27 protein-coding genes, 2 tRNA genes and 1 pseudogene are annotated in these 26,186 nt (G+C 64.4%); 24 read left to right on the top strand and 6 right to left on the bottom strand.

What is annotated here, in order from left to right; all coding sequences use genetic code 11:
* Positions 1 to 396, top strand: a complete 396-nt coding sequence (locus XF30_RS36470; RefSeq protein WP_109145387.1) for a RidA family protein — start codon at positions 1 to 3, stop codon at positions 394 to 396.
* 12 nt (positions 397 to 408) lie between these two features.
* Positions 409 to 1,284: an amidohydrolase family protein gene (locus XF30_RS36465; RefSeq protein WP_109145386.1), complete on the top strand. Its 876-nt coding sequence runs from the start codon at positions 409 to 411 to the stop codon at positions 1,282 to 1,284.
* Positions 1,285 to 1,332: 48 nt separating this feature from the next.
* Here XF30_RS36465 and XF30_RS36460 read toward each other — a convergent pair whose 3' ends face one another.
* Entirely contained in the window at positions 1,333 to 2,340 is a 1,008-nt protein-coding gene (locus tag XF30_RS36460) for an LLM class flavin-dependent oxidoreductase (RefSeq protein ID WP_109145385.1), read from the bottom strand.
* Between the two features lie 252 nt (positions 2,341 to 2,592).
* Between XF30_RS36460 and XF30_RS36455 the strand changes: the two genes are divergently transcribed.
* The 4 genes from XF30_RS36455 (at position 2,593) to XF30_RS36440 (ending at position 5,608) form a co-directional block, all read left to right on the top strand.
* Complete coding sequence (locus XF30_RS36455; protein WP_036014379.1) at positions 2,593 to 3,096, top strand: peptidase associated/transthyretin-like domain-containing protein; 504 nt, start codon at positions 2,593 to 2,595, stop codon at positions 3,094 to 3,096.
* A 13-nt stretch (positions 3,097 to 3,109) separates the two neighbouring features.
* The gene (locus tag XF30_RS36450) at positions 3,110 to 3,748 is read left to right on the top strand and encodes a ferric reductase-like transmembrane domain-containing protein (RefSeq protein WP_109145384.1); all 639 of its coding nucleotides are present in this window, start codon (positions 3,110 to 3,112) and stop codon (positions 3,746 to 3,748) included.
* A gap of 321 nt (positions 3,749 to 4,069) precedes the next feature.
* The gene (locus XF30_RS36445) at positions 4,070 to 4,858 is read left to right on the top strand and encodes a class I SAM-dependent methyltransferase (protein ID WP_109145383.1); all 789 of its coding nucleotides are present in this window, start codon (positions 4,070 to 4,072) and stop codon (positions 4,856 to 4,858) included.
* 273 nt (positions 4,859 to 5,131) lie between these two features.
* Entirely contained in the window at positions 5,132 to 5,608 is a 477-nt protein-coding gene (locus tag XF30_RS36440; RefSeq protein WP_036014373.1) for a cyclic nucleotide-binding domain-containing protein, read from the top strand.
* Between the two features lie 126 nt (positions 5,609 to 5,734).
* Here XF30_RS36440 and XF30_RS37940 read toward each other — a convergent pair whose 3' ends face one another.
* The 3 genes from XF30_RS37940 to XF30_RS36425 form a co-directional block, all read right to left on the bottom strand.
* Positions 5,735 to 5,938 carry a hypothetical protein gene (locus XF30_RS37940; protein WP_036026980.1) on the bottom strand — a complete coding sequence of 68 codons (204 nt, stop codon included), beginning with the start codon at positions 5,936 to 5,938 and terminating at the stop codon, positions 5,735 to 5,737.
* An 802-nt stretch (positions 5,939 to 6,740) separates the two neighbouring features.
* The gene (locus XF30_RS36430; protein ID WP_085969234.1) at positions 6,741 to 7,091 is read right to left on the bottom strand and encodes a RidA family protein; all 351 of its coding nucleotides are present in this window, start codon (positions 7,089 to 7,091) and stop codon (positions 6,741 to 6,743) included.
* A gap of 94 nt (positions 7,092 to 7,185) precedes the next feature.
* Positions 7,186 to 7,260: transfer RNA gene (locus XF30_RS36425), tRNA-Thr, on the bottom strand.
* 318 nt (positions 7,261 to 7,578) lie between these two features.
* Here XF30_RS36425 and XF30_RS36420 point away from each other — a divergent pair.
* From XF30_RS36420 to XF30_RS36360, 13 genes are all read left to right on the top strand, one after another.
* Entirely contained in the window at positions 7,579 to 7,767 is a 189-nt protein-coding gene (locus tag XF30_RS36420) for a hypothetical protein (RefSeq protein WP_036039820.1), read from the top strand.
* 39 nt (positions 7,768 to 7,806) lie between these two features.
* Positions 7,807 to 9,513, top strand: a complete 1,707-nt coding sequence (locus tag XF30_RS36415) for an FAD-dependent oxidoreductase (RefSeq protein WP_109145382.1) — start codon at positions 7,807 to 7,809, stop codon at positions 9,511 to 9,513.
* 126 nt (positions 9,514 to 9,639) lie between these two features.
* Entirely contained in the window at positions 9,640 to 9,948 is a 309-nt protein-coding gene (locus tag XF30_RS36410; RefSeq protein WP_036014366.1) for an EthD family reductase, read from the top strand.
* 191 nt (positions 9,949 to 10,139) lie between these two features.
* The gene (locus tag XF30_RS36405) at positions 10,140 to 10,649 is read left to right on the top strand and encodes a hypothetical protein (RefSeq protein ID WP_036014365.1); all 510 of its coding nucleotides are present in this window, start codon (positions 10,140 to 10,142) and stop codon (positions 10,647 to 10,649) included.
* Between the two features lie 150 nt (positions 10,650 to 10,799).
* The gene (locus tag XF30_RS36400; protein WP_036026985.1) at positions 10,800 to 11,624 is read left to right on the top strand and encodes an alpha/beta fold hydrolase; all 825 of its coding nucleotides are present in this window, start codon (positions 10,800 to 10,802) and stop codon (positions 11,622 to 11,624) included.
* 141 nt (positions 11,625 to 11,765) lie between these two features.
* On the top strand, positions 11,766 to 12,209 hold the full coding sequence (locus XF30_RS36395) for a DUF2948 family protein (RefSeq protein WP_036014359.1): 444 nt from the start codon (positions 11,766 to 11,768) through the stop codon (positions 12,207 to 12,209).
* A 139-nt stretch (positions 12,210 to 12,348) separates the two neighbouring features.
* The gene (gene hisD, locus XF30_RS36390) at positions 12,349 to 13,644 is read left to right on the top strand and encodes a histidinol dehydrogenase (RefSeq protein ID WP_109145381.1); all 1,296 of its coding nucleotides are present in this window, start codon (positions 12,349 to 12,351) and stop codon (positions 13,642 to 13,644) included.
* Positions 13,641 to 14,138, top strand: a complete 498-nt coding sequence (locus tag XF30_RS36385; RefSeq protein WP_025032375.1) for a UPF0262 family protein — start codon at positions 13,641 to 13,643, stop codon at positions 14,136 to 14,138. Before hisD ends, XF30_RS36385 begins: the two co-directional genes overlap by 4 nt.
* 5 nt (positions 14,139 to 14,143) lie before the next feature.
* Positions 14,144 to 14,611 carry an arsenate-mycothiol transferase ArsC gene (locus tag XF30_RS36380; RefSeq protein ID WP_109145380.1) on the top strand — a complete coding sequence of 156 codons (468 nt, stop codon included), beginning with the start codon at positions 14,144 to 14,146 and terminating at the stop codon, positions 14,609 to 14,611.
* A gap of 154 nt (positions 14,612 to 14,765) precedes the next feature.
* Positions 14,766 to 15,395 (top strand): Maf-like protein, encoded by a 630-nt coding sequence (locus XF30_RS36375; RefSeq protein WP_025032373.1) that lies wholly within the window; start codon positions 14,766 to 14,768, stop codon positions 15,393 to 15,395.
* 176 nt (positions 15,396 to 15,571) lie between these two features.
* Positions 15,572 to 15,754 (top strand): DNA gyrase inhibitor YacG, encoded by a 183-nt coding sequence (gene yacG, locus XF30_RS36370; RefSeq protein WP_109145379.1) that lies wholly within the window; start codon positions 15,572 to 15,574, stop codon positions 15,752 to 15,754.
* A gap of 186 nt (positions 15,755 to 15,940) precedes the next feature.
* Positions 15,941 to 16,016 (top strand) — tRNA-Phe (locus XF30_RS36365).
* Positions 16,017 to 16,255: 239 nt separating this feature from the next.
* Positions 16,256 to 16,975 (top strand): hypothetical protein, encoded by a 720-nt coding sequence (locus XF30_RS36360; RefSeq protein ID WP_109145378.1) that lies wholly within the window; start codon positions 16,256 to 16,258, stop codon positions 16,973 to 16,975.
* A 109-nt stretch (positions 16,976 to 17,084) separates the two neighbouring features.
* On the opposite strand, the gene XF30_RS36355 is transcribed toward XF30_RS36360, so the two are convergent.
* On the bottom strand, positions 17,085 to 18,026 hold the full coding sequence (locus tag XF30_RS36355; RefSeq protein ID WP_109145377.1) for a GlxA family transcriptional regulator: 942 nt from the start codon (positions 18,024 to 18,026) through the stop codon (positions 17,085 to 17,087).
* Between the two features lie 147 nt (positions 18,027 to 18,173).
* Here XF30_RS36355 and XF30_RS36350 point away from each other — a divergent pair, with 147 nt between their 5' ends.
* From XF30_RS36350 to XF30_RS36325, 5 genes and pseudogenes are all read left to right on the top strand, one after another.
* Entirely contained in the window at positions 18,174 to 19,193 is a 1,020-nt protein-coding gene (locus tag XF30_RS36350; RefSeq protein WP_036027006.1) for an alcohol dehydrogenase, read from the top strand.
* Between the two features lie 63 nt (positions 19,194 to 19,256).
* Positions 19,257 to 20,082: pseudogene (locus XF30_RS36345) on the top strand (alpha/beta fold hydrolase).
* A 487-nt stretch (positions 20,083 to 20,569) separates the two neighbouring features.
* Positions 20,570 to 21,202: a DUF1326 domain-containing protein gene (locus XF30_RS36335; RefSeq protein ID WP_036014350.1), complete on the top strand. Its 633-nt coding sequence runs from the start codon at positions 20,570 to 20,572 to the stop codon at positions 21,200 to 21,202.
* A gap of 186 nt (positions 21,203 to 21,388) precedes the next feature.
* Complete coding sequence (locus tag XF30_RS36330) at positions 21,389 to 22,042, top strand: DUF2182 domain-containing protein (RefSeq protein ID WP_349644195.1); 654 nt, start codon at positions 21,389 to 21,391, stop codon at positions 22,040 to 22,042.
* Between the two features lie 351 nt (positions 22,043 to 22,393).
* Entirely contained in the window at positions 22,394 to 24,961 is a 2,568-nt protein-coding gene (locus tag XF30_RS36325; protein ID WP_158284446.1) for a bifunctional diguanylate cyclase/phosphodiesterase, read from the top strand.
* 6 nt (positions 24,962 to 24,967) lie between these two features.
* Here XF30_RS36325 and XF30_RS36320 read toward each other — a convergent pair whose 3' ends face one another.
* On the bottom strand, positions 24,968 to 26,185 hold the full coding sequence (locus XF30_RS36320) for an SAM-dependent methyltransferase (RefSeq protein WP_109145373.1): 1,218 nt from the start codon (positions 26,183 to 26,185) through the stop codon (positions 24,968 to 24,970).
* Between the last annotated feature and the right edge of the window lies 1 nt (position 26,186).

Below are 26,186 nucleotides of genomic sequence, written 5' to 3'. Positions count from 1 at the left end.
ATGAGTGGTCAAACGCGGCGCAGGAGCATCCACATCGGCGGCTTCAAGCACGTCAACCCGATTCCGAACGCCTGCCGCATCGGCAATCTCGTGATGTCCGGCGTCATCCTCGGCCGCGATCCCGCGACCAATGCGATGCCCGAAAGCCTGGATGCCCAATGCGCCAACATGTTCGCGCATATGAAGGCGACGGTGGAGGCCGCCGGCGGCTCGACCTCCGACATCATCAAGATGACGGTGTGGCTGAAGGACCGCACGCAGCGCGGCCCTGTCAATGTCGAATGGCTCAAGATGTTTCCGGACGAGCATTCACGCCCCGCACGTCACGCGCTGCCGATGGACAACATGGACGGCGGCGCGCTGGTGCAATGCGACTTCACCGCCGTGATCGACTGAGGGAGCGCTTCCATGCCGACCTATCTGCCGTTCGACCCCAATCCGCGCCGCCCGATCAAGGCGCCGCCGCCGAAGACCATCGACAGCCAGTTCCACGTGCTGGGGCCGATCGAGAAGTATCCGGAGCGTCCCGGCGCCGCCTATCGAATGCCGAGCGCGACCTGGGAAGCGGCGCTGCGCATGCACAAGACGCTCGGCATCGAGCGCGGCATCATCGTGCAGACCACGACCTACGGCGCCGACCATGCCGTCGTGCTCGACGGCCTTGCCGCGATGGGCCCGAACTATCGCGGCTGCGCCAATGCGCTGGTGTTCGCGGAAGCCAGCGACGCCTATCTCGCAAAACTGCATGATGCCGGCGTGCGCGGCGCGCGCTTCAGCTTCCGCCAGGAGCTCGGCGCCGTGCTGTCGGACACCGATTTCGCCCGCGCCATCGCCCGCATCCGCGAGCTCGGCTGGTACGTCAAGATCCAGCCCGAGAAGGACGGCATCATGTCGAGCGTCGCCAAATACGAAGATCTCGACGTGCCCGTGCTGATCGACCACATGGCGCGCCCCGACCCCGACGCCGGCAGGAACGATCCGAATCTGCGCAAGATGCTGGAGCTGCTCGCCAAGGGCAATTTCTGGGTGATGCTCTCGCTCGGCGAGAAGACCTCGAAGGCCGGCGCGCCTTACGACGACGTGATCCCGATCGCGCGCGCCTATATCGAGGCCGCTCCCGATCGCTGCGTCTGGGCCAGCGACTGGCCGCATCCGGTCTCGGTGAAGCAGCCACCGAACGATGCCGATCTGTTAGAGCTGATGTACCGTTACGCGCCCGACCAGGCGGAGCTGGAGAAGATCCTGGTGCGCAATCCGGCCAAGCTGTTCGGCTTTGCGGATTAGGGCATGAGAGGATTGGACTGAGCAGCTCGCTCGGGGCGCGATTGCGCCTCACCCCACCGGCTGCTTCGCGAGCCTATCCCGCACCTCCGCGGCGATCTCGAACGAGCGCAGCCGTGCCGTGTGGTCGTAGATCTGCCCCGTCGTCATCAATTCGTCCGCGCCGGTTTCAGTGATCAGCGCCTTCAGCTTCGCTTCGACCACATCGGGCGACCCGACCGCTGAGCACGACAGCGCTTGCGCAACGCCGGCCTTCTCGGCCGGCGACCACAACGCGTCCATGTCCTCCACCGGCGGCGGCAGCGGCCCCGGCGTGCCGCGGCGCAGGTTGATGAATTGCTGCTGCAGCGAGGAGAACATCCGCTGTGCCTCTTCATCGCTGTCGGCCGCGAACACGTTGACGCCGATCATCGCATAGGGCTTGTCGAGCTGCGCCGAGGGCTCGAAGCGGGCGCGATATTCGCGCAGCGCCGGCATCATCATCTGCGGCGCGAAATGCGAGGCGAACGCGAAGGGCAGGCCGAGCATTGCCGCCAGCTGCGCGCCAAAGGTGCTCGATCCCAAGATCCACAGCGGCACCTTGGTCCCCATGCCGGGCACGGCGCGGATCGCCTGGTTCGGCTGCACGTCGCCGAGCAGCGCCTGCAGCTCCAGCACGTCATGCGGAAAGTTCTCGGACGTGGTGGCGAGGTCGCGCCGCAGCGCCCGCGCGGTGAACTGGTCGGTGCCCGGCGCCCGGCCGAGCCCGAGATCGATCCGCCCGGGATGGAGCGATTCCAGCGTGCCGAACTGCTCGGCGATGACGAGCGGCGAGTGGTTCGGCAGCATGATCCCGCCGGAGCCGACGCGGATCGTTTTCGTTCCGCCCGCGATGTGGCCGATCACTACCGACGTCGCCGCGCTCGCGATGCCCGTCATGTTGTGATGCTCGGCCAGCCAGAACCGCTTGAAGCCCCACGTCTCGACATGCCGGGCCAGATCGAGCGAATTGCGGAACGCCTGCGACGCGTCGCCGCCCTGGCAGATGGGGGCGAGGTCGAGCACGGAGAAGGGGATCATGGGAGGGCTGCCGGTGTGGAGGGGCCGCGTGACGGTGCGCGCTTGCAGGACACACATGTAGTGGCAGCGCGCCGAATAGGTAGAGCACTTGCGGGCCCCTCTTGTCAGCTCATCTGAGAGATGCACGCCGCGAAGACGGCCGTTCACAACACTGTTATTGCAGGCCCTCGCGCCCCTCGCGCCAACTGGGCGTTTTACACCTGGTATTGTAGCTTGCGGGAAGCAGCTGCGCTGCTGCCAGGAGGAACTGACATGACCACGGTCGTCTTCACCCGCCGCAACCTCCTCGCTGCCGGCGGCTCCGTCCTCGCAACGGGCCTTCTGGCAACCGGCGCTTCCGGCGTCCTGCTGCCCGCCCGTGCGAGCGGCCTCGCACCGACCGAGTCGATGTCGGGCGGCGCGAACAATTACCGCAAGGGCGCGGCGATCGTGGAGCGGATCGGCAAGGGCGGTTTCTGGATGAGCGGCACCGTGCGCCGCGCCGGCGACGGGGCTCCGCTGGCCGGGCAGCGCATCCAGATCTGGGCGCACACCGTCGAAGGGCGGGAGCACGAGCCGCAGAGCCACGGCGCAACGCTCACCGACAAGGACGGCAGGTTCCGGCTGGAGATGCCGCAGATCATTCCGATCTTCGGCCAGCCGCACGGCCACCTCGCCTATGACAGCGGCGAGTTCAAGACCGTCTTCCTGCGGCCGGTGATGCGGAGCGCCAAGGAGACCAGCCTGGAGGCGCACTTCGTGCTGCAGCCGGCTTGAACCCGACTTGCAGATGACGCGATGGAGATCGGCCCGGGCGCCCCTGATCTGGGGCGCCCTTGGCTTGGCGATCGGCGTGCCGGTTGCGCTTGCTGCGGCCAGCGAGCAGCTGGCATGGCGCGATCCTGTCTACATTATCGCCGGCTTCGCCGGGATCATCGCCCTCGGTCTCGTGCTCGTGCAGCCCTTGCTGATCGGCGGCTACCTGCCGCGATTGTCGGCCTATCGCGGCAGGCGCGCCCATCACTGGATCGGCGGCGCGCTTGCTCTCGCGATTCTGATCCACGTCGCCGGCCTCTGGATCACCAGCCCGCCCGACATGGTGGACGCACTGACCTTCTCATCGCCGACGCCGTTCTCTCCCTTCGGCGTGATCGCGATGTGGGCCATCTTCGCGGTTGCGTTCCTGGCTCTGCTGCGAAGGCGGTTGGGATTGCGGCCGCGAACCTGGCGCATCATCCATATTCCCCTCGCCATCGTCATCGTCGCAGGTAGCGTGGTCCATTGCCTGCTGATCGAGGGGACGATGGAGACGATCTCCAAGGTGGCACTCTGTGCGCTCGTCCTCGCGGCGGCCGTGAAAGTCATGATTGACCTGCAGGTGTGGCGGAAGCGACAGGCGCCGCGCGGGGAGAATGTCGCACGGCAATAATCCGGCGGATCTGGTCAGCTCCAGGACTTCCCCAGGGGGCTATCGCATTTGGGAGTTTTCCCCGCGGCCATCCTTCGAGACGCCCGCTTTGGGCGGGCTCCTCAGGATGAGGGTGGAGTGCGCGGCAGCAAATTTCAACGAGCACTGATGCTGATTAGCCTCATCCTGAGGAGGCGCGTCAGCGCCGTCTCGAAGGACGAGGCGTGCGCGCTGGCCGCTGGTACGAGTCATCTGCGATAACCTGGGGACTTCCCCAGTCCCATCTCTTGTGCGCAGAATGGCGCGCGCCAAGCATCGTCATCGGGCCGGGAGGATCTCGACATGGCAGAGCAGACCATTCGCTTCGACGACGGTGCCGCCTACGAGCAGATGATGGGAATCTGGAGCCGGTTCGCAGGCGAGATATTCCTTGATTGGCTGGCACCTCCTGCAGGCTTGCGGTGGATCGACATCGGTTGCGGCAACGGCGCCTTCACTGAACTCCTGGTCGAGCGCTGCAACCCCGCCGAGGTCCAGGGCATTGACCCCTCGGCCGAGCAGCTTGCTTTTGCGCGCACACGACCTACGGCGCGCGTGGCAAAGTTTCACCAGGGCGATGCGATGGCACTTCCTTTCGCCGACGCCAGCTTCGACGCGGCCGTGATGGCGTTGGTTCTCGTATTCGTTCCGGATCCCGCCAGGGGCGTCAGCGAAATGGTGCGGGTCGTTGTCCCCGGCGGTGCGGTCATGACGTATATGTGGGACATGTTGGGCGGCGGCTTTCCGCTCGCCCCGATCTACGACGAGATGAAGGCGATGGGCATTCCGGCAACGCGCCCGCCGCGGATGGACGCCTCTCGCATGGAAGCGTTGCGGGACCTGTGGCGAGGAGCAGGTCTCGAGGACGTGCAAACGCGAGAGATTACGGTGCAACGGACGTTCTCAGGTTTCGATGATTTCTGGGCCATCAGTCTGAAGTCCCCCGCGCTCCGGCCTTCCGTTGCCGCCATGAGGCCCGCGGACGTCGAGACGCTCATAGCGCGGGTGCGTGCGGGCCTGCCGGCGCATGCGGACGGTCGCATCACCTGCACTGCGCGCGCGCACGCGATCACGGGGCGCCGGCCCAAATAGCTCGCACTGTGCGGCCCGTAGGATGGATAGAGCACTTGCGAAACCCATCATCTTCGCCACCGCACGAGTCTGATGGGTTTCGCTGCGCGCGGCAGTGGTCCAGAGTCGAGAGGTGAAATCTCTCGCCGCGTCATTGCGAGGAGCCCTTGCGACGAAGCAATCCAGACTGTTTCCGCGGACACATTCCTGGATTGCTTCGCTACGCTCGCAATGACGGAACCTGGCTGCACCGCTTAGCTTGCCGCAGCCTTCGACCGGGCGTAACCTCGCGCAATGCTCGTCACGTCCCCCGATCTGAAAGCGTTCCTGCTGGCGACGCCGTTCTTCGGCGGGCTTTCGGAGGCAGGCCTCGACCTCTTGATCTCGATGCTAGTCGAGCGCCGCTTCGAGGCCGACGCGACCGTTGTGGCCGAGGGCGAGCCGGGACGTTCGATGTTCATCGTCAAGTCCGGCCGGCTGGCGGTGAGCAAACGCACGCATGCGGGCAGGGTCATCCCGATATCGCGTTTGGAGCCTGGCGATTTCTTCGGCGAGATGACGCTGATCGAAATGCAGAACCGCTCCGCCACTGTTATCGCGGAGGCGCCGACCGTGCTGTACGAGCTGACGGCCCAAAAGCTCTATGCCTGCTACAAGGCCGACATCCACGCCTACGTGATCGTCCTGCAGAACATCAATCGCGAGCTATGCCGGCGGTTGCGCCGTTCGGACGACCGCTTCGCAGCACTGCAAATGAATGGCGACCATTGATGGTGCGCAGTGCGTAGGATGGGTAGAGCCCTTGCGAAACCCATCATGTTTCGTGGCTCGACAAGGAGCAGATGGGTTTCGCTTCGCTCTACCCATCCTACGGGCTACTGAGATCCTCGACCCGCATCACGACTTGTCGTGCGCGTACTTCTCCAGGACCAGCCGATTATACTCGTCCCTGACGGCTCTGCGGGAAACATGTCCCTTCCGGTCCTTGGCGATTTTCAAAAGATCAGGATCGGTCGGTGCTTTTGATTTCCGCCGAAATCTCGCAAGAAGAGGAATCGTCGGCTCCGACATCCTTCCAAACAGGCGGTCGAACCATCCCATCGTGTCCTCCCGGACAGGTCGCGAGCGAAAAGACTAGCACCATGAAATGAGGGGTCAACGTGCCGTGTGGCCGCAACCTTTCGAAGAGGCGCAACCGGAAGGACACCGATCGCAACGCTTCTGGCCCGTCGGGCAAAACACCGCCTCTCCCGCGCAGCCCCCGTCAATCCCTTCCCGCAAATATATTCCACTTTACCGAAATTCGGAATTGCAGTATCCATCGCTCATCCCGGCCCAGGGAGAGGGGCGATCGTACGTCGTCACGAACGAGGGCCAGGGTGCGGTGGACGCGGCTGCGTCGGGCACGCAGGGCGGGACCAGGGCGAGATGAACCTCGTGAGGTCTCACAGCGTGCGGAACGGACGGCGCCAACATCCGGCGAAGCCTCTTGGCGGAGCCGGAAGCTGCGTACGGCAAAACCGTGTGGTCCTGACCGTCGTTGCTACGGTCAAGCCTTGCGGAGATGCATCTGGGCTCAACCGGGCCTTGAGGCATCGTCAATTCGCGAGGTGACGGAGGCCAGAAGGAACTCGGCTCCGGGGAGAGCAGGCATAAGCCGTCAAACCACTGCGCAGGGAAGGCCGTGTGTTGGGCTTCACCTGTATGCCGCTGTGCAGTTTTCTGCGTGTGCTGTCGCACAGCGGACCGTGGGTGCCAGCCGGCACCCGGCCTTCCCTGCGCCCTCTTCATAGAAGAGGGACAAGGAAACGAGCAAAACTCGGGCGTTTCGGGCCGCGAGAATGCCAAGCCATGTGTGGAAGACTGACGAAACGACCGAGCTTGCTCTTCTCGCCCGTGAGGATCAGCGGCGCGCGGCGATCGCCGTCAGCTCCAGCTTGACGCCCGGGCCGAGATCCGCAACGCCGATCGCGGCCCGCGCCGGCAGATGCTCCGCGGTGAAATAGCGCTTCCACACCTGGTTGAACGCGGCCTTCTCAGTGAGGTCGGCCACGAAGATCGTCACCTGCAGAACGCAGGACAGATCGGAGCCGGCCCCCTCGAGCAGGGTCTTCAACTGGCGCAGCACATCCTCGGCCTGGCCGGCCATGTCGAGCCCGGCATCTTCAGGGACGATGCCGCCGAGATAGAGCACGCCATTATGCTCGACGATCTCGTGGAGCAGTCCTTCATAGGGCAGGGAGCGTGTGATCACGATCGCATCCATGGGTGTTGCGGGCGCGCTGGCCAGGCACAAGGCTTGGTTCAACAAGGCTTGGTTCAACACGGCTCGCGTCGGTGAGGAAAGCTGGTGCTGCCAGACAGGATTGAACTGTCGACCTCTCCATTACCAATGGAGTGCTCTACCACTGAGCTACGGCAGCATGTGCTGGGACAAAGAATCGGCCGCCCGAGGGGCCTACCAAGCGGGCCGATATCTGCCACAAGCCCCCCTCCTGCGCAAGCTTGCTAGCCCCGCCAAAACGAGAAAATCGGGCCGATATCGGCGCCAAAATGCCCGTTTTCGTGCGGACTGACCGCCTTCATGCCGATTCGGGGTCTGATATCCCTGCCCAACTGGTCAGTTGGCCGGGGAGCCGGATTCGATCCATCTCGCGTTTCGCAAGGGTCCTATCGCCTCACCCTCTTGAGCTGCCACACTTCGATGGCATCCTGTGGCCGGTTGCTGTGATGGAGCCGCGATGGGCGACGAGACTGACAAGAGCGCGAGGCAGGCGAGGGCGTCCCGGGACGACCGGCTGAAATCGGCGCTGCGCGAAAACCTGAAGCGGCGGAAGTTGCAGGCGCGCGAACGCGCCGCAAGCACCGACCCCTCGCAGAACGACGATGGTTCCCTAAATGAGGGGGCCGCCGGCAAGACCTCTCGTTGAACGCCGGCGGCTGGAGATTTTGGAGTGCATGCAGTGGCCATGGGGCAGGACGAAACACAACGAACCGACCGTGATGCGCAGCTGTTGCGGTTCACGCGCCCCGAGCAGACCTTTCCGGCGCTGACGCCCGCCGAGATCGAACGGATCAGGCACTTCGGCGAAATCCGCACCTACGCGGACGGCGAATTGCTGTTCGAGACCGGCAAGCCCGGGCCCGGCATGTTCGTGGTGCTGGCGGGCCACGTCGCCATCACCCAGCGCGATGGTCTCGGCCACGTCACGCCCGTGATCGATCAGGGGCCGGGGCAATTCCTGGCCGAGCTTGGCCAGCTCTCGGGCAGGCCGGCGCTGGTCGACGGCCGCGCCGAAGGCAATGTCGAGGTGCTGCTCGTCCCGCCGGACCGGCTGCGCGCGCTGCTGGTGGCCGAAGCCGAACTTGGCGAGCGCATCATGCGCGCGCTGATCCTGCGCCGGGTCAATCTGATCCAGGGCGGCATCGGCGGCCCCGTGCTGATCGGCCCCTCGAACTCCGCCGGCGTGGTGCGCCTGCAGGGCTTTCTCACCCGCAATGGCCAGCCGCATCATCTGCTCGATCCCGAGAGCGAGCATGACGCCGCCGAACTGATCGCGCGCTACTCGCCGAAGCCGGAGGATTGGCCGCTCGTCGTCACGGCCGGCGGCACGGTGCTGCGCAATCCCAGCGAGACCGAGCTCGGCCGCGCCATCGGCATGATCGGCGGGGCCAAGGACGACCGTATCTACGATGTCGCCATCGTCGGCTGCGGGCCGGCGGGGCTCGCGACTGCGGTCTACGCTGCGTCCGAAGGTCTCTCGGTCGCGGTCGTCGACACCCGCGCCTTCGGCGGCCAAGCCGGCGCCAGTGCGCGCATCGAGAACTATCTGGGCTTCCCGACCGGCATCTCCGGCCAGGCGCTGGCGGGCCGCGCCTTCACCCAGGCGCAGAAGTTCGGCGCCGACATCATGATTCCGCTGTCGGTGAGCTCGCTGGATTGCTCGCGCGCCAACGGCACCTTCGCGCTGGCGCTGGATTGCGGCGAGACCTTGCGCTCCCGTTCGGTGGTGGTCGCCAGCGGCGCGCGCTACCGCCGTCCCCATATCGCCAACCTCGACAAGTTCGAGGGCCGCGGCGTCTGGTACTGGGCATCGCCCGTGGAGGCGCGACTCTGCGCCGGCGAGGAGGTGGCTCTGGTCGGCGCCGGTAATTCGGCTGGCCAGGCGGCCGTGTTCCTGTCGGGCCATGCCAAACGCGTGTTGATGATCATCCGCGGCGGCGGCCTTGGCGCCAGCATGTCGCGCTATCTCATCGAGCGCATCGAAGCGACCCCGAACATCGAACTGATGTTCAACACCGAGATCACCGCGCTCGAGGGCGACGAGGCCTCGCTGCTGCGGCGCATCCGCTGGAAGAGCCGGCTCTCGGATGACGAGGATTCCGCCGACATCCGCAATCTCTTCCTGTTCGTCGGCGCCGATCCCGCCACGTCCTGGCTCGACGGTTGCGGCGTGACGCTCGATCGCGGCGGCTTCGTGGTCACGGGCGCGCAGTCGGAGCAGAACCAGGGCAAGCTGGTGGCGCCGCTCGAGACCTCCGTGCCCGGCGTCTACGCCGTCGGCGACGTCCGCTCCGGCTCGGTCAAGCGCGTCGGCGGCGCCATTGGCGAGGGCGCGCAGGTCGTTGCCTCCCTGCATGGCTATCTCGGCGACGCCGCAAAACCGGCGCTTTAGTCAAGGACAAGGCAAGGCAATGGCAAGCCAAATCCGGCTTGTCATCTTGCTGCGCAATGCGTGACTATCCCCTCGTCGCGAGGCAAATCGCGCGCGGAAAAAACAACGATTCAACGGGAGGACCAAATGGCTGAAGTCGTCGTGCTCTACAAGACACCCAAGGATGCTGCCGCCTTCGACAAGTACTATGCCGAGACGCACATTCCACTCGCCAAGAAACTTCCCGGCCTGAAGAACTACGCCGTCAGCAAAGGGCCGGTCGCATCTCCCGCAGGCCCTTCCGGAATCCATCTCGTCGCCATCCTCACCTTCGACAGCGTGGCCGACGTTCAGGCCGCCTTTGCCAGCCCGGAAGGCAAGGCGACCGGCGCCGACGTGCCGAAATTCGCCAGCGGCGGTGCCGACATCCTGATCTTCGATACCAAGAACGTATGAGTTCGATTCAACTTTCGTCGAAAGCCTGCCGTCGTTTGTGACAGCGCTGCAAAAAGTTCAGCCATGCGTTTTTCGATTTCGCACGATGACGCATGGCTGCGCTCATGCATGTGACGACAACGCAGGTGGTAATCCGATGAGGACCGTAATACTATTCTCGTCACCTCAACGCCGAGAGTAGGAGAGATGTCATGGTGCTTGGCCTAAGCCTGCCCGCCCTTACGCTGATCCATGTCATCATCAGCCTGATTGCCATCGTCGCCGGGCTTGTCGTGATGTTCGGCCTGCTTGGCTCGAAGTCGATGCCGGGCCTGACTGCGATCTTCCTGCTGTTCACCATTCTCACCAGCGCGACTGGTTTCCTGTTTCCATTCAAGGAGCTGCTGCCCTCGCACATCATCGGCATCATCTCGCTGGTGCTGCTCGCGATTGCCTGTTTCGCGCTCTACGGCATGAAGCTCGGCGGCGTCTGGCGCCCGGTCTACATCGTCACCGCGATGATCTCGCTCTATTTCAACGTCTTCGTGCTGGTGATCCAGTCGTTCCTCAAGGTGCCCGCACTTGCCGCGCTCGCGCCCGCCGTGCCCCCGGCGCCGCCATCGGGGCCGGTCTTCGCCGTGGTGCAGGGCATCGTGCTGGTGTTCTTCGTCGTGCTGACCATCGGCGCCTGGCGCCGCTACAAGCCCCTGGCGTTTGCCTGATTGGCCCCTCTCGTCATTCCGGCCATCGCACAGCGATAAACTCTGGTGCGCAATCGCGCACCAGAGAATCCCGATTTATCAATCTCCAGATTCCGGGTTCGCGCTGACGCGCGTCCCGGAATGACGTCTCTCATTAAAAGGAGCCCCACCATGCCCACCATCACCACCAAAGACGGCGTCGAGATCTTCTACAAGGACTGGGGCTCGGGCCAGCCGATCGTGTTCAGCCATGGCTGGCCGCTGTCCTCGGACGATTGGGACGCGCAGATGATGTACTTCGTCACGCGCGGCTATCGCGTCATCGCCCATGACCGCCGCGGCCACGGCCGCTCGGCGCAGGTCGCCGACGGCCACGACATGGATCATTATGCCGACGATCTCGCCGCGCTCACCGCGCATCTCGACCTCAAGAACGCCCTCCATGTCGGCCATTCCACCGGCGGCGGCGAGGTCGTGCACTACATCGCCCGTCACGGCGAGAGCCGCGTCGCGAAGGCCGCGATCCTCTCGGCGGTGCCGCCGCTGATGGTGCAGACCGCAGCCAATCCCGGCGGCCTGCCGAAGAGCGTGTTCGACGATTTCCAGGCCCAGCTTGCCGCCGGCCGCTCGGCCTTCTACCGCGACATCGCCGCCGGCCCGTTCTACGGCTACAACCGCCCCGGCGCAAAACCGCTGGAAGCGGTGATCGAGAACTGGTGGCGCCAGGGCATGATGGGTGGCGCGAAAGCGCATTACGACGGCATCGTCGCGTTCTCGCAAACCGATTTCACTGAGGATCTGAAGAAGATCAACGTGCCGGTTCTGGTGATGCATGGCGACGACGACCAGATCGTGCCATACGCGGACTCGGCGCCGCTCTCGGCCAAGCTGCTCAAGAAAGGCGTCCTGAAGACCTACAAGGGATTCCCCCACGGCATGCCGACCACGCATGCCGAGACGATCAACGCGGATCTCCTGGCGTTCTTCAGGGAGTGAGGTTTCACGACTCTCACCCTCCCTTGTTGTGGGAATGGGTGGCTCGCCGCGTAGCGGCGAGCCGGACGAGGGCTTAACTTGTGTGTGGAAATTTCGGGGCTCGTGCGCGTTGAGCCCGTCCACTCAAGGAGAGGCGCGGCGATGTCGCCCCAGCTCAAACTGATCGCTCTCGACGCCGACGACCTCGCCGTGATCTCGACCCATGTCCAGGACGCCCGCGTCCAGGCTTCCGATATCATTTGGCGGCAGGGCGAGAAACGGCTTGTGGTCGGAATGAGCCGGCTGGACTGGGAGCAGACCTTGGAGGGCGAGACCGAGCCGCGCCGGCTGGTCGCAGCGCTCCGTTTCGACCGTGTGCTCGCCTGCAAGTCGCGCAACATTGACCTCGCCGCGCCGGACAAGATCCTGGATCTCGTCGGCATTGAATTTCACCCCCGGGACGGCCGAGCCGAGGAGCCCGGCGGCAGCGCCCTGCTTTTGTTCGCCCAGGGCGGCGCCATCCGCCTGGACGTCGAGTGTCTGGAATGCGAGCTGACCGACCTCGGGGCCGACACGCTGGGCACTGGAGTCCAGGGGGAGGGCTGAAGAGGCCGTATACCAGCCGAATGGGCCCTGGCTGGGATGGCATCTGCCGAGGGTTGACGCAGCTTTCCCGCCGCGCCATTGAGCAGGGGACCTGGTGCGCCGATCCGCCCCTCAAGACCAGCCGGAAGCCAAGCGAAACATGCCCGTTCGCCTCGACCGCAGCAGCGCCGATTTCGACCAGCGATTCGCAGCCTTCCTCGCCGCCAAGCGCGAGGCGTCGGCCGACGTCGAGGCCGCCGCGCGCGCGATCGTCGACGACGTGGCCAAGCGTGGCGACGCCGCCCTGCTCGAGGCGACGGCCAAGTTCGACCGCTTGAGGCTGGACGCATCCTCCTTGCGCGTCTCCGCCGCCGAGATCCAGGCCGCCGTGAAGGCCTGCGAGCCTGCGACGCTGGATGCGCTCGAGCTTGCGCGCGACCGTATCGAGACCTATCACCGCCGCCAGCTGCCGAAGGACGAGCGCTTCACCGATCCGCTCGGCGTCGAGCTTGGCTGGCGCTACACCGCAATCGAATCCGCCGGCCTCTACGTCCCCGGCGGCACGGCGGCCTATCCGTCCTCGGTGCTGATGAATGCCGTGCCGGCGAAAGTCGCCGGCGTGTCGCGCCTCGTGATGGTGGTGCCCTCGCCGGACGGCAAGCTCAATCCGCTGGTCCTGGCGGCCGCCCATCTCGGCGGCGTCACCGAGATCTACCGTGTCGGCGGTGCGCAGGCGGTGGCCGCGCTGGCGCATGGCACCGCGACCATCGCGCCGGTCGCCAAGATTGTCGGCCCGGGCAATGCCTATGTCGCTGCCGCGAAACGGCTGGTGTTCGGCAAGGTCGGCATCGACATGATCGCCGGCCCCTCGGAGGTGCTCGTCATTGCCGACGACACCGGCAACGCCGATTGGATCGCCGCTGACCTCTTGGCGCAGGCCGAGCACGATTCCAGCGCGCAGTCGATCCTGATCACGGACTCGGCGCGCCTTGCCGCCGACGTCGAAAAGGCGGTCGAGGCGCAGCTGAAGACGCTGCCGCGCGCCGCGATCGCCAGCGCGTCCTGGGCCGATTTCGGCGCCGTCATCTTGGTGAAGAACCTGGGCGAGGCCATCCCGCTCGCGGACGCCATCGCGGCCGAGCATCTCGAGATCATGACCGTCGATCCCGACGCGCTCGCTGCGAAAATCCGCAATGCCGGCGCGGTGTTCCTCGGGCCGCACACGCCCGAAGCGATCGGCGATTACGTCGGCGGCTCCAATCACGTGCTGCCGACGGCGCGCTCGGCGCGGTTTTCCTCCGGCCTCTCGGTGCACGACTTCATGAAGCGCACCTCGATCCTGAAATGCGGGCCCGACCAATTGCGTGCGCTGGGACCTGCCGCGATGACGCTCGGCAAGGCGGAGGGGCTGGATGCCCATTCCCGCTCGATTGGATTGCGCCTCAATCTGTCATGACAAAGCCGCCCGCACAGGACGACTCGACCAATCGCATCGTCGGCGTCACGCTGGACGAGGAATCCATCGGCCGTTCCGGGCCCGACATCGAGCACGAGCGGGCGATCGCGATCTACGATCTGATCGAGCAGAACCTGTTTGCGCCCGAGGGTGCGGACGGCAAGGGCCCGTTCACGCTGCATATCGGCATCACCGGCAACCGGCTGATGTTCGACATCCGCCGCGAGGACGGCACGCCCGTGGTCGCGCATCTGTTGTCGCTGACGCCGTTCCGGCGGATCGTGAAGGACTATTTCATGATCTGCGACAGCTATTACCAGGCGATCCGCACCGCGACCCCCGACAAGATCGAGGCCATCGACATGGGCCGCCGCGGCATCCATGACGAAGGATCGCGCACGCTGCAGGAGCGGCTGAAAGGCAAGGTGCGGGTCGACTTCGAGACCTCGCGCCGGCTGTTCACGCTCATTACTGTCCTGCACTGGAAGGGCTGAGCGCGATGGCGGATCCGCCACGCGCACGCGATCCTCAGTCGGTGCTGTTCGCCTGTGCGATGAACAGCGTGCGCTCGCCGATGGCCGAGAGCCTGTTGCAGCACATGTTTCCGCAAGGGCTCTATGTGAAGTCGGCCGGCACCAGGAAGGGAGAGCTCGATCCCTTCGCCGTCGCCGTGATGGGCGAGCTCGGCCAGGACATCTCCGGCCACAAGCCGCAGACCTTCGAGGAGCTGGAGGATTGGGAGGGACTGAATTTCGACCTCATCATCACGCTCTCGCCCGAGGCGCATCACAAGGCGCTGGAGCTGACGCGAACGCTCGCGGCCGAGGTCGAATACTGGCCGACGCAGGATCCCACCACCATCGAAGGCAGCCGCGACCAGAAGTTAGCTGCCTATCGCGAGGTCTGTGATCAGCTCCTGATGCGCATCCGGCGGCGCTTCGCCAAGGTCGGCGCGGCGAGCGGGTAGCATCAGCCCGCCGTAACACCCGCGTCACAGAGAGCAGGCACAGCCGTGGCGGATACCTCGAATCACCAAACTCCGGTTCCCGGGTTGTGAAATCAGCCCCCTTCCGATAGGTTCCGCGCGCAATTCACCCCTGCCTCATCTTCCAAATCACCTGATGCTTGGCCGCCCCAAATTCGTACTTGCCTCCGGCTCGCCGCGTCGGCTGTCGCTGCTCAACCAGGCCGGCATCGAGCCGGATGCGCTCCGGCCGGCCGACGTCGATGAGACGCCGAGGCGGGGCGAGCTGCCGCGCGCCTGTGCCAACCGGCTGGCCAGAGCCAAGGCCGACGCTGCGCTGAAGTCGGTGCAGCTCGACGACGAGCTGCGCGGCGCCTTCATCCTCGCCGCGGACACGGTGGTGGCGGTCGGCCGCCGCATCCTGCCGAAGGCCAATCTGGTCGACGAGGCCGCGCAGTGCCTGCGGCTGCTGTCGGGCCGCAACCACCGCGTCTACACCGCGATCTGCCTGGTCACGCCGCGCGAGGCTTTCCGCCAGCGTCTGGTCGAGACGCGCGTGCGCTTCAAGCGCCTGTCCGAGGACGACATCCAGGCCTATATCGGCTCCGGCGAATGGCGCGGCAAAGCCGGCGGCTACGCCGTGCAGGGCATCGCCGGATCCTTCGTGGTCAAGATGGTCGGGTCCTACACCAATGTCGTCGGCCTGCCGCTCTACGAGACCACGACACTGCTCGGCGGCGAGGGCTTTCCGATCCGCTTCGGCTGGCTCAATACCACCGCGGTGTGAGCCCAAGTGAGCCCAAGTGAGCCCAAGGGCCGCGCCGACAAAAACCTCGAAAACAACCCCATGCACAGTAGAATGGCCCCGCCGGGTCCGACCAGCGGCGCATGCGCAGCTGCACCGGGAACCCGTTTCCGGGCAGGCTCTTGAACCCCGTCACCCCGTGTAAGCTGCCGACATCCATGGACGACCAGGTCAACAAGCCCACCGGCCCGCTCAAAACCTGCCCGATCTGCGGCAAGCCGCAGACGCAGGCCACCCGTCCGTTCTGCTCCTCGCGCTGTCGCGACGTCGACCTGAACCGCTGGCTGAAGGGCTCCTACATCATCCCCGGCCGCGACGACGAAACCGACGACGTCGAATAATCGAGCTGTATCAAAGATTTAATTGCCTCGCTGAAGCGCCGAGCAGCAGCCGCAGCAACCCCGCCCGATCTTGTGCACAGAAGGGCCGCGCCCGGCGCAGCCACTTGGCGAAGCCGGGTGGACAGGCCGCTCCGAGCCCACTATAAACCGCCCGCTCGATGGGCTTTGGCCCCTCTCTTGGAGCACGCCCAGGTAGCTCAGTTGGTAGAGCATGCGACTGAAAATCGCAGTGTCGGTGGTTCGATTCCGCCCCTGGGCACCAATCTACGCTTTTCCACACTGAAGCACGATCTCGTACGATGGCGCTTGCCAGATGACCGGCGCGAAGCGCGCTCGCGTTTTTCTTTTCTCTTCCTGGAGCTTGCCAAGAGGCATCTGGAAAACCCGGCGCGCGGCGGCGTCTGGAATCAAGGCATCTAAGTCGTTCGGCAGGCTTGGCCGACCGCCTAGGCTCCCGCTAAAGGCTGCGCGATCCCGCGCGGCTTCCGCAGGAGCCCAACCATGAAGCAACTCAAGGATATAGCCATCGAAGCCCATGGAGGCCTCGATCGGTGGCGGCAGTTCGAGCAGGTGTCGGCCGATCTTGTGCAGGGCGGCGTCCTGTGGTCCTTGAAGGGACAGGCAGTCACCCTCGAGCGGACCAACGTCACCGTGGGTCTGAAGAGGCAGTGGGCGTCACACGCTCCGTTCGGCGCTGACCATCGCCGCTCGCGCTTTGAGCCGAGCCGGGTGGCTCTGGAAGCAGACAACGGAACGGTTCTCGAAGAGCTGCTTGAGCCGCGCGCGAGCTTTGCCGGCCATGAGTTGCAAACGTCGTGGACTGAACTGCAACTCGCCTACTTCGCCGGCTGCGCGATGTGGACCTATCTGAACATGCCGTTCCTGCTTGCCTGGCCGAGACTTGAGACCGAGGAACTGGAGCCCTGGCCGACCGACAGCGGAGACTGGCGCCGCCTTGCGGTGCGATTTCCGGCAGAGATCGCGACGCACAGCACCGTGCAGACGCTCTATTTCGACGGTGAGGGGCTGCTGAAGCGCCACGACTACAACGTCGAGATCTCCGGCAACACGCCCGGCGCGCATATCATCGAAGACTACACGGAAGTCTCGGGCATCAAATTCCCGACGAAACGCCGGATCTATTCCCGCCAGCCAGACGGCAGCTTCAGCACCGAGCCCCTCGTCGTTTCGATCGATCTTTCCAACATCCGGCTCAGCTAGCGATGAGCCTTTGGAATCCAAACTCGACGGCGTGAGAAGCCGGTGGCCTTATGACGATTGATCCGACGTGGGCCGCCTTCTCACACGCATTGCCGCGGTCGCGCGTCGATCATAGTGCGGCCAGCGGTCCGGCATCATTGCGGATGGCTCTAGGGACCTCCCCAAGCACGCGCGCAAACGCCAGACGCATCCGCTCTCGGTTCGCGAACCCCACCTCGCGAGCGATGACCTCGATCGGCAACCGACTTTGTTCCAGCATCAACTTCGCGGCTTCGACACGCAACGCTTCGACCGCCTTTGCGGGCGTGGTGCCGGTTTCCGCCCGAAACAGCCGCGTGAACTGCCGGGGGCTGAGGCACGCGGCCTCGGCAAGCTCGTCAACGGTGAGGTTTTCGGCAAGGTTCTGACGAGCGTAGTTCAGCACGCGCTGGACCCGATCTTCATTCGCGCCGAGGTCCAGCAAAGTGGAATGCTGGGACTGTCCGCCTGAGCGGCGATGGTACATGACCATGCCCTTCGCGACCGAACGGGCAATATCGGAGCCGTGGTCGCGCTCGATCATGCCCACGACCAGGTCCGTTCCCGCGGTCATGCCGGCTGACGTCCATATCGGTCCGTCCGCGATGAAGATCTTGTCCATGTCGACCTCGCAGCTGGGGAAACGGTCCTGCAGCGCCTGCGTGTAACGCCAATGCGTGGTGGCGCGCCGGCCGTTCAGCAAGCCCGCATCTCCCAGGACGAACGAGCCCAGGCAGATGGCGGCGACGCGGCGCGCGTCGCGAGCAGCAGCGCGAAGCAGCCGGACCAATCCCGGGGACGAGGTCGGTATCTCCAGGCCCGCGGCGACGATCAGCGTGTCATAGCGAGCATCGTCGATTGGGTCCGTCATGACCTGCATGCCGGATGACGAGGCGACCAGTCCTCCTTCCTCCGAGAGGACGCGCACGTCATAGACCTTCTCGCCGGCCTGCTTGTTGGCCACGTCGAACGCTGCGACGGCTCCGAAGCAGACGGGTTGGAAACTCGGGCAAAGGACGAGGCCGATCTTCATGCTTTCTCCGCGACGGTTGCTAATCGCCTAGATGGTCGTTCCAGCGATGTTTCGCCATGCATGGCCGGAATGATGGCATCTACGTCCTGTCGGCTTGGGCAGGCCGCTGGTAGCGCTCCGACAGGTTTTTCAGACCTTGGAGCTTTCATGTCGAGCGATCCGACGACATACAGCGCTGTTCAGGCCGTCGCGCCGGGACAGCTCGAACTGACGCAAAAGCCGCTTGTCGATCCCGGCCCCGGGCAGGTCCGCCTTCGCGTCGAGGCCTGCGGTGTCTGCCACTCCGACGCCGCGACCGTCGAAGGGGCTTTTCCGATCCAATGGCCGCGCGTGCCGGGCCACGAGGCTGTAGGCGTGATCGACGCGGTCGGCAGCAACGTCGAGGGTTGGACGCTCGGGCAGCGCGTCGGCATCGGCTTCCTCGGAGGTAGTTGCGGACACTGTGCAGAGTGCCGCGGCGGCGATCTCGTCAATTGCCGGAACCAGGAGTTCACCGGCGTTCATCATGACGGGGGCTACGCGCAGTACATGCTCGCGCGCTCAAGTGGCCTCGTGTCGATTCCCGATGGGCTCGCCTCGGAAGACGCCGCTCCGCTGCTCTGCGCCGGACTGACGACCTTCAGCGCGCTCCGCAACTCTCCCGCTCGCGCCGGCGATCTGGTCGCCGTGATCGGCATTGGCGGCCTCGGGCACCTCGCCGTGCAGTTCGCCCGGCGCATGGGCTTCGAGGTCGTGGCGATTGGGCGCGGACCGGACAAAGGTGGTCTCGCCGGAAAGCTTGGCGCCCACCATTATGTCGACAGCTCGAGCGTCGCGGTTGCTTCCGCGCTGCAGGATCTGGGCGGCGCGCAGCTCGTCGTCATCACCGCGTCAGGTGGTAGAGCTGTGGCAGACGCGGTGAAGGGGCTTCGGCCGCGCGGCCGGATCATCGCGCTCGGCGCATCTCCCGAACCTGCGGAGATCGCGACGTCCGACCTCCTGTTCGGCGAGCGTTCGATCGAAGGCGCCTTGACCGGCGATCCAGCGACCGCCGATGCCACCTTGCGGTTCAGCTCGCTCGCTGGCGTTGCCGCCATGATCGAGACGATGCCGCTAGAACGCGCGCCGGAAGCGTATCGCAAGATGATGGCGGGCGAAGCCCGCTTTCGCATCGTCCTCACCATGTAGATGCGCTGCCAATCATCAGGATCGACTCCGCATCAAGCAAATGCAACTCACAAAGGAGCAACCATGTCGCTCGAAACCGCTAGAACAGAATCTTTGAACGTCGGCGATGTGCGCTTCGCCTTCCGGCGGCTCGGCCCGACGGCCGGGACGCCGCTCATCCTGCTGCAGCACTTCACCGGGACGATGGATGCCTGGGATCCGGCAGTGGTGAATAGCCTTGCTGAAACGCGGCCGGTCATTGCGTTCAACAATCTCGGCATAGGCACCTCCACCGGCCGGACGCCCGACACGGTGGAGCAGATGGCCTCGGATGCCGAGACATTCATACGAGGCCTTGATCTGCCAAAGGTTGACCTCCTCGGCTTCTCCCTCGGCGGCATGCTCACCCAAGTGCTTGCCGTGCAGCACCCCGGCTTGATCCGCAAGCTCATCATCGCCGGCGCTGCACCGCGCGGGGGCGAGGAACATCTGCTCGCCGTAGTCGACGAAGCCTTCGCTCAAAGCGGGACGGATGTGCGGTTGCCCCCTGTTCTTCACACCCTCCGAAGAAAGTCAGCGCGCCGGCCGCGCTTTCGTCGCCCGCGCAACCATGCGCAAGGAGGATCGTGATCCGGACAGCGGCGAGGATGTCAGCAACGCGCAGGCGAAGGCAATCATTGGCTGGTGCGCCAGGAAGCATGAAGGCGAAGCGACGCTCCGCGCCATCGCGCAGCCTACGCTCATCGTGCACGGCAGCGACGACACGATGTTTCCGAGCATCAACGCCTACAACATGTTCAAGGCTATGAAGAACGCCCAGCTCGTTCTCTATCCGGACTCCGGCCACGGCGCGCTGTTCCAGTATCCAGCGAGGTTCGTCGCCCATTGCCGAACCTTCCTGGACGAGTGAGGGAAGAGATCGATGCCAATCTTCAGCAACTGGCGATCGAAGCCCATGGCGGCCTCGATCGGTTTCGGCAGTTCTCGTTCCTCACGGCGCGGCTTCACCAATTTGGCATCCTCTGGAATCCGAAGGGAAAGCCGGACGTGCTCACTCATGCCAATACGTTCTTGTTGCTTGCTAGAAATTCTCTCGATATTTCAATTACAAGAGCGTCGGAGAGCGCATCCCGCCCCTGCGCACCAACGCCCCCGACGTCGGACATCCCCCGAGCTGTAGCTGCCCCCGAGCCACGACCCTCGTCCGCTATACGTAGCCGGCGGCCGCTGATATGATCCTCCGACGGTAAACGGCAGCTCGCCACCATACTTTTCTGCGATGCCGGCCTTCTGATCGGACCTCGATCCCGCTCGCGCCATTTCGCATTGCTTCGACAAGAACGCTGAACAAATTCGTCAACGGCTGCCGCGTCCCCGCTCACATCAGGAGATGTGCCATGGCTGCATCGGACTGGCGTCTCGAAGGCGAATGGATGAAGAACTGCACCTGTGCGTTCGGCTGCCCCTGCGATTTCAACGCACGGCCGACCCAAGGCTATTGCAAGGGATTGGTCGCCATGCGGATCGCCAAGGGACATTTCGAAGGGACCAGGCTCGATGGTCTCTGCTTTGCGATCACGGTCGATTTCCCCGGGCCGCTGCATGAGGGCAACGGGACAATCCAGCCCATCATCGACGAACGCGCCACGGCGGAGCAGCGACAGGCGTTGTTCGATATCTTCTCCGGTAAGCATTCGGCCGAAGGCACGCTGTTCCAGATCGTCAGCATGATCGTCACCAAGATCCATGATCCCGTGTTTGTGCCGTTCGAGTTCTCCTTCGACAAGGACGGACGCGTCGCAAGACTCGTCGCCAAGGGCGTGCTCGAGACCGATGTCGAGCCGATCAAGAATCCGGTGACCGGTGATCCGCACCGCATCCAGGTGGTCATGCCCGAAGGGTTCGAACATCGGGCGGCCGAGGTCGCATCCGCCGACATCCGCTCGACCGGCGCGATCCGGTTCGAGACCCGCGCTACGCATAGCTCGCTCGCCAATGTCGTGCAGACGCCCAAGGGCGTTGCGGCATGATGCGGCGCTGACACCGACACGAGATCTCGGTGTCAGCTCCTCGTCGCCATGGACAAGTCGATGCAGGAGCGCTCGATACTCGAACACTTGCTCCACCGCGACCGGCTGATCGTCGCGATCGGGACCGCCGCAGTGGTCGCGCTCGCCTGGGCCTATCTCGCTGCGGGCGCCGGCATGGACACCGAGATGATGGCCGACATGCCGGACATGGCGCCGATGCCGTGGACGCCGTTCTATGGCGCGCTGCTGTTCGTGATGTGGTGGGTGATGATGGTCGCGATGATGGCGCCGAGTGCGGTGCCCACCGTTCTCTTGTATGCGACGGTCAAGCGAAGGCAGGAGACTGCCTCCCGCGCCGCAATCGATAGCTGGATCTTTCTCGCCGGTTATCTCGTGACGTGGGCCGGGTTCAGTCTCGCTGCGGTCCTGGTGCAAGCAGCATTCGAACGCTTCGGGTTGCTGTCGATGGCGATGGCAAGCACCAGCGCGATTCTGGGCGGCGGCGTGCTGATTGCGGCAGGGCTCTATCAGTTCACGCCGCTCAAACAGGCCTGCCTCCGTTACTGCGACAGTCCGCTGTTGTTTCTCAGCCGGCATTGGCGGCCCGGCACGCGCGGCGCATTCCGGATGGGACTTCGCCACGGCAGCTACTGCGTCGGCTGCTGCTGGTTTCTGATGGTATTGCTGTTCGTCGGCGGCGTGATGAACCTGGCCTGGATCATCGGCATCGCGCTCTATGTGGCCGCCGAGAAGCTGCTGCCGTTCGGCCAACGATTGAGTTATGCGGCAGGCGCGCTCCTCATCCTGTCCGGCTCGATCGTCCTTGCGCGCGCGATGTGAAAAGCGGTCCAAAGACGGTTAAAATGTGCCGCTTGCGACATGCCGATGTGCCTGATCGCCCAAAACCATCCGACCTCCGTGATGATACGGATGCTTTGAACTGAAGAATTGAGCTTTGCCCCAACAAAAGCTTAAGGCTGTTTCAGTTAGCTTTGCGCCATGAACAGCACCGCGCCGGCTTCGAGCCGCGGGTGCCCCTGTGCAGTCGAGGCGGAGATAAGCAATGCCAATACTGCGGGCGAACGCAGTTCTGCCCTGGCGGCCGAAGCGGGGGTGCGCGTCGTGATTCCCGCAGGGGCAGTCCGCAAAGCCGGAAGAGCGATCCTGCGGAATGGTCCGCTGCAGATCGCATTGTTCTTTCTGCCGCTAGTCTGGATCGGCTATTTCGCAATCACCGCCTCTGAGCGGATGGATGCGATGCAGCAGGCGCGGTCGCACGGCAACAGCGTCGCCGAATTGTTCGAGGAGAACACCGAGCGCATCTTCGAGCGCGTGGATCAGTCGTTGCTGGTGGTACGGGCACTTTACGCTCAGGATCCGCGGGCCTTCCGCCTGAAGTTCTGGTCCGACAAAGCCCGCATCGCCACCGGCGATGTGGTCCAGTTCGCTCTGATCGGATCGGACGGATACATGATCGAGACGACGGCGGGCTATTCCGGTCCGCCGCTCTATCTCGGTGATCGCGAACACTTCATTCAAACCATGTCTCAGGTCGACGATCGCCTTTACGTGGCGAAGCCGGTGCTGGGCCGCGCGTCCAAAAAGTGGACGATACAGCTCGCGAGAAAGCTGTTCGACCTCGCCGGCAATCCGGTCGGCGTGGTCGTCGGCTCGATCAGCGTCGACGTCGTCGGCAGGTTCTACGACACTGCAAAGCTCGGCGTCGGAGGAACGCTGATGCTCAGGAACGCGAGCTACGTCGTGCTCGCCGCCCGGGGCGTGGACCAGGGCTCCGTGCTGGGACAAAGCGCGCCGAGCCGCGTCGAGCGCGAACTGGGCGACGGCTTCCATGCGCAATATTGGAACGAGAACCGGCCGGACCGCAGCGACCGACTGATCACGGCGCGCAGGTCGCGCGCATTTCCGCTCATCTTCACCGTCGGCATTTCGGAGCAGGAGATCTATTCCCGCTCCGCTTTCAGGCAGAAGGTCTATCTCGGCGGCGCGCTGCTGCTCACGTTCATCATCCTCGCCGCGACGACATTCCATTGGCGGCGGCAGCAGGCGCTGGATCGCGCCCACCGTGAGCGGCGCGATCTTGCCAGCAAGTTCGAGGATGCGCTCAGGAACCTTCCCCAGGGCTTGAGCATGTTCGATGGCCGCGACCGTTTGATCGCGTTCAACCGGCAATGGCTCGAACTTTACAACCTCGTGCCGGAAGACATCCGGATCGGCATGGACTTCCGGGAGGTGTTCGCGAAGCAGACCGCCGTGCTCGACGTCGAAGCGTACCTCGTCGATTTGAAGAACCGGCTCGCCCAGTCGGAGCAGATCTCGAACACCGTGCAGTTTCCGGACGGACGGGTCGTCTACATCTCGTACGGCCGGCGCGAGGGCGGCGGCTGGGTTGCCACGCATGAGGACATCACCGAGCGCAAGGCGTCGGCGGACCGCATCGAGCGGCTCGCGCATTACGACAGCCTGACCGGCCTTGCCAATCGCAACCTGTTCAAGGAGCGCATCGACGAGGCGCTGGCCCGCCCGCGCCGGCCGGAGCCCGCGTTCGCCGTACTCCTGCTCGATCTCGACAAGTTCAAGTCGGTCAATGATGCGCTCGGCCACCAATGCGGCGACGCGTTGCTGAAGCAGGTTGCCGACCGGATCAAGGCGCAGATCCGTGATGCCGATACGGCGGCGCGAATCGGCGGCGATGAATTTGCCGTCATCGTCGCACCCGGCGGGGCCGCGATGCGCGACGGCGCTGAAAGCCTGGCCGCGCGGCTGGTCGAGGCCATTGCCGAACCCTTTCACATCGATGGCCACCCCGTCGTGAGCGGCTGTAGCATTGGCCTTGCGCTCGTGCCCGAGCACGGCACGCGGGTCGACGAGATCCTTCGCAACGCCGATCTTGCGCTCTACAGGTCAAAGAATGCCGGCAGAAACTGCTTCCACGTCTATTCACCGGAGCTCAAGGCGGAAGCGGATCAACGCAACGTGCTCGAGATCGAGCTGCGTGAAGCGATCTGGCGTGAGGAGATAGAGCTGTTTTATCAGCCTGTGATCGAGCTCGGCACTGGTCGGGTAAAATCGGTCGAGGCCCTGGCGCGCTGGCATCACGCCACCAGGGGCTACGTCCCTCCGGCGGAGTTCATTGCGGTTGCCGAGGCGGGGGGACTGATCGTCGAGCTCGGCCACCAGGTGCTCGCCAGGGCCTGCCGCGATGCGATGAGCATGCCGGGCGACATCAAGGTCGCTGTCAATCTCTCCGCCCTGCAATTTGCCAGCGCCAATCTCGTCGACACCGTGACCTTTGCGTTGACGCAGAGCGGGCTTCCGCAGACCCGGCTCGAGCTCGAGATCACCGAAAGCGTATTTCTCGCCGACACCGAGGAGAACCTCAGGACGCTCCAGCGCCTCAAGGCGCTCGGCGTCTCCATTGCCCTCGACGATTTCGGTGTCGGATACTCGTCGTTGTCCTATTTGACGGCCTTTCCTTTCGACAAGGTCAAGATCGACAAATCCTTCATCGACAGGATCGATCGCTGCGAGACCGTCGCCGTGCTGAAATCCATCGTGCAGCTCGCAAAGACGCTGAAGCTGTCGATCGTCGCCGAGGGGGTCGAGTCCTCCGAACAGGTCAGACGGCTCCAATCACTCGGCATCCCGCTCGGCCAGGGATTTCACTTCAGCAAGCCCGTGCCGCTCACCGAACTCTCCTGGCAAGCCCCCACGGCGCGCCGGAAGCGGCGGGTGGCGTGAGTTGCCTCACCCCCGCCGTGCAAACACCAGCTGCCTGACGTCGATTTTTCCGGCCCTGAACCCGGCCTCGCAGTAGCACAGGTAATATTCCCACAGCCGGCGGAACGGCTCGTCGAAGCCGAGAGAGGTCAGGTCGATCCATGCGCGGCTGAAATTGTCCCGCCAGAGTGAAAGTGTCTTGGCATAATCCTGTCCAAACACACGCTCGCGAATCACGGGCAGCTCGAAGCGTTCGCCGAGCCCGTGCAGGATGTTGGTCGAAGGCAGCATCCCTCCTGGAAAGATGTATCTCTGGATGAAGTCCACGCGCTGCCGATAAAGGCCGAACAGCTCGTCGCGGACCGTGATGGCCTGGATGCCCGCCAGACCGCCCGGTTGCAGCCGCTGGTACAGCTGGCTGAAATAGGCAGGCCAGAATTGCTCGCCGACGGCCTCGATCATCTCGATGGAGGCAATGCGGTCAAAACGGCCTTCCTGATCCCGGTAATCCTGCAGCCGCACCTCGACCTTCTCGGCGAGCCCGGCTTGGTGGATTCGCCGACTGGCAAATTCGTGCTGCTCCTTGCTGATGGTGAGCGCCAATACGCTGGCGCCGTAAGTCTTTGCGGCAAATTCGGCGAAGCCGCCCCAGCCGCACCCGATCTCGAGCACGGTCTGGCCGGGCCGCAATTCGATCGCCTTCGCCAGCTGTTCGTATTTGTGCCGTTGCGCGGCCGGCAGGTCGGGTGTCTCGGCCGAGAACAGAGCCGATGAGTAGGTCATGCTCGAATCTAGCCACGCAGCGAAGAACTCGTTGCCGAGATCATAGTGCTTGTGGATGTTGTGCCGCGAACCGCCTTTGGTGTTGCGGCGGAGGCGATGGAGCGCCCGCCGGCACAGGCGCACCAGCATGCTTCCGGCAAAGGCATTGTCGACCAGATCGTCGTTGAGACACAATACGTAGAGAAGCTGGGCGAGATCGGGCGTGGTCCAGTCGCCGCGGACGTAAGCCTCGGCCATGCCGATATCGCCGCCGATGACGAGGCTGCGGGCAAACCTGTAATTCTTCAGCTCGATCGTGGCCGACGGACCCGGACGCTGGCCGCGCAACGTGACCATTCGCTGGTCGGGAAGGCGCACATGGAGGGTGCCGCGCCGGAGCTGCGATGCGAGGCGCAAGGCCAGCCGGGCAAGGAATGGGACACCATCGAATTGAGCGGCTTGATGAGCGGCTGCCAGGTCCATG

Origin of the sequence: Bradyrhizobium sp. SUTN9-2 (assembly GCF_003122645.1) — a bacterium.
Classification (GTDB): Bacteria; Pseudomonadota; Alphaproteobacteria; order Rhizobiales; family Xanthobacteraceae; genus Bradyrhizobium; species Bradyrhizobium yuanmingense.
This window is presented reverse-complemented; position numbering and strand designations above follow the sequence as displayed.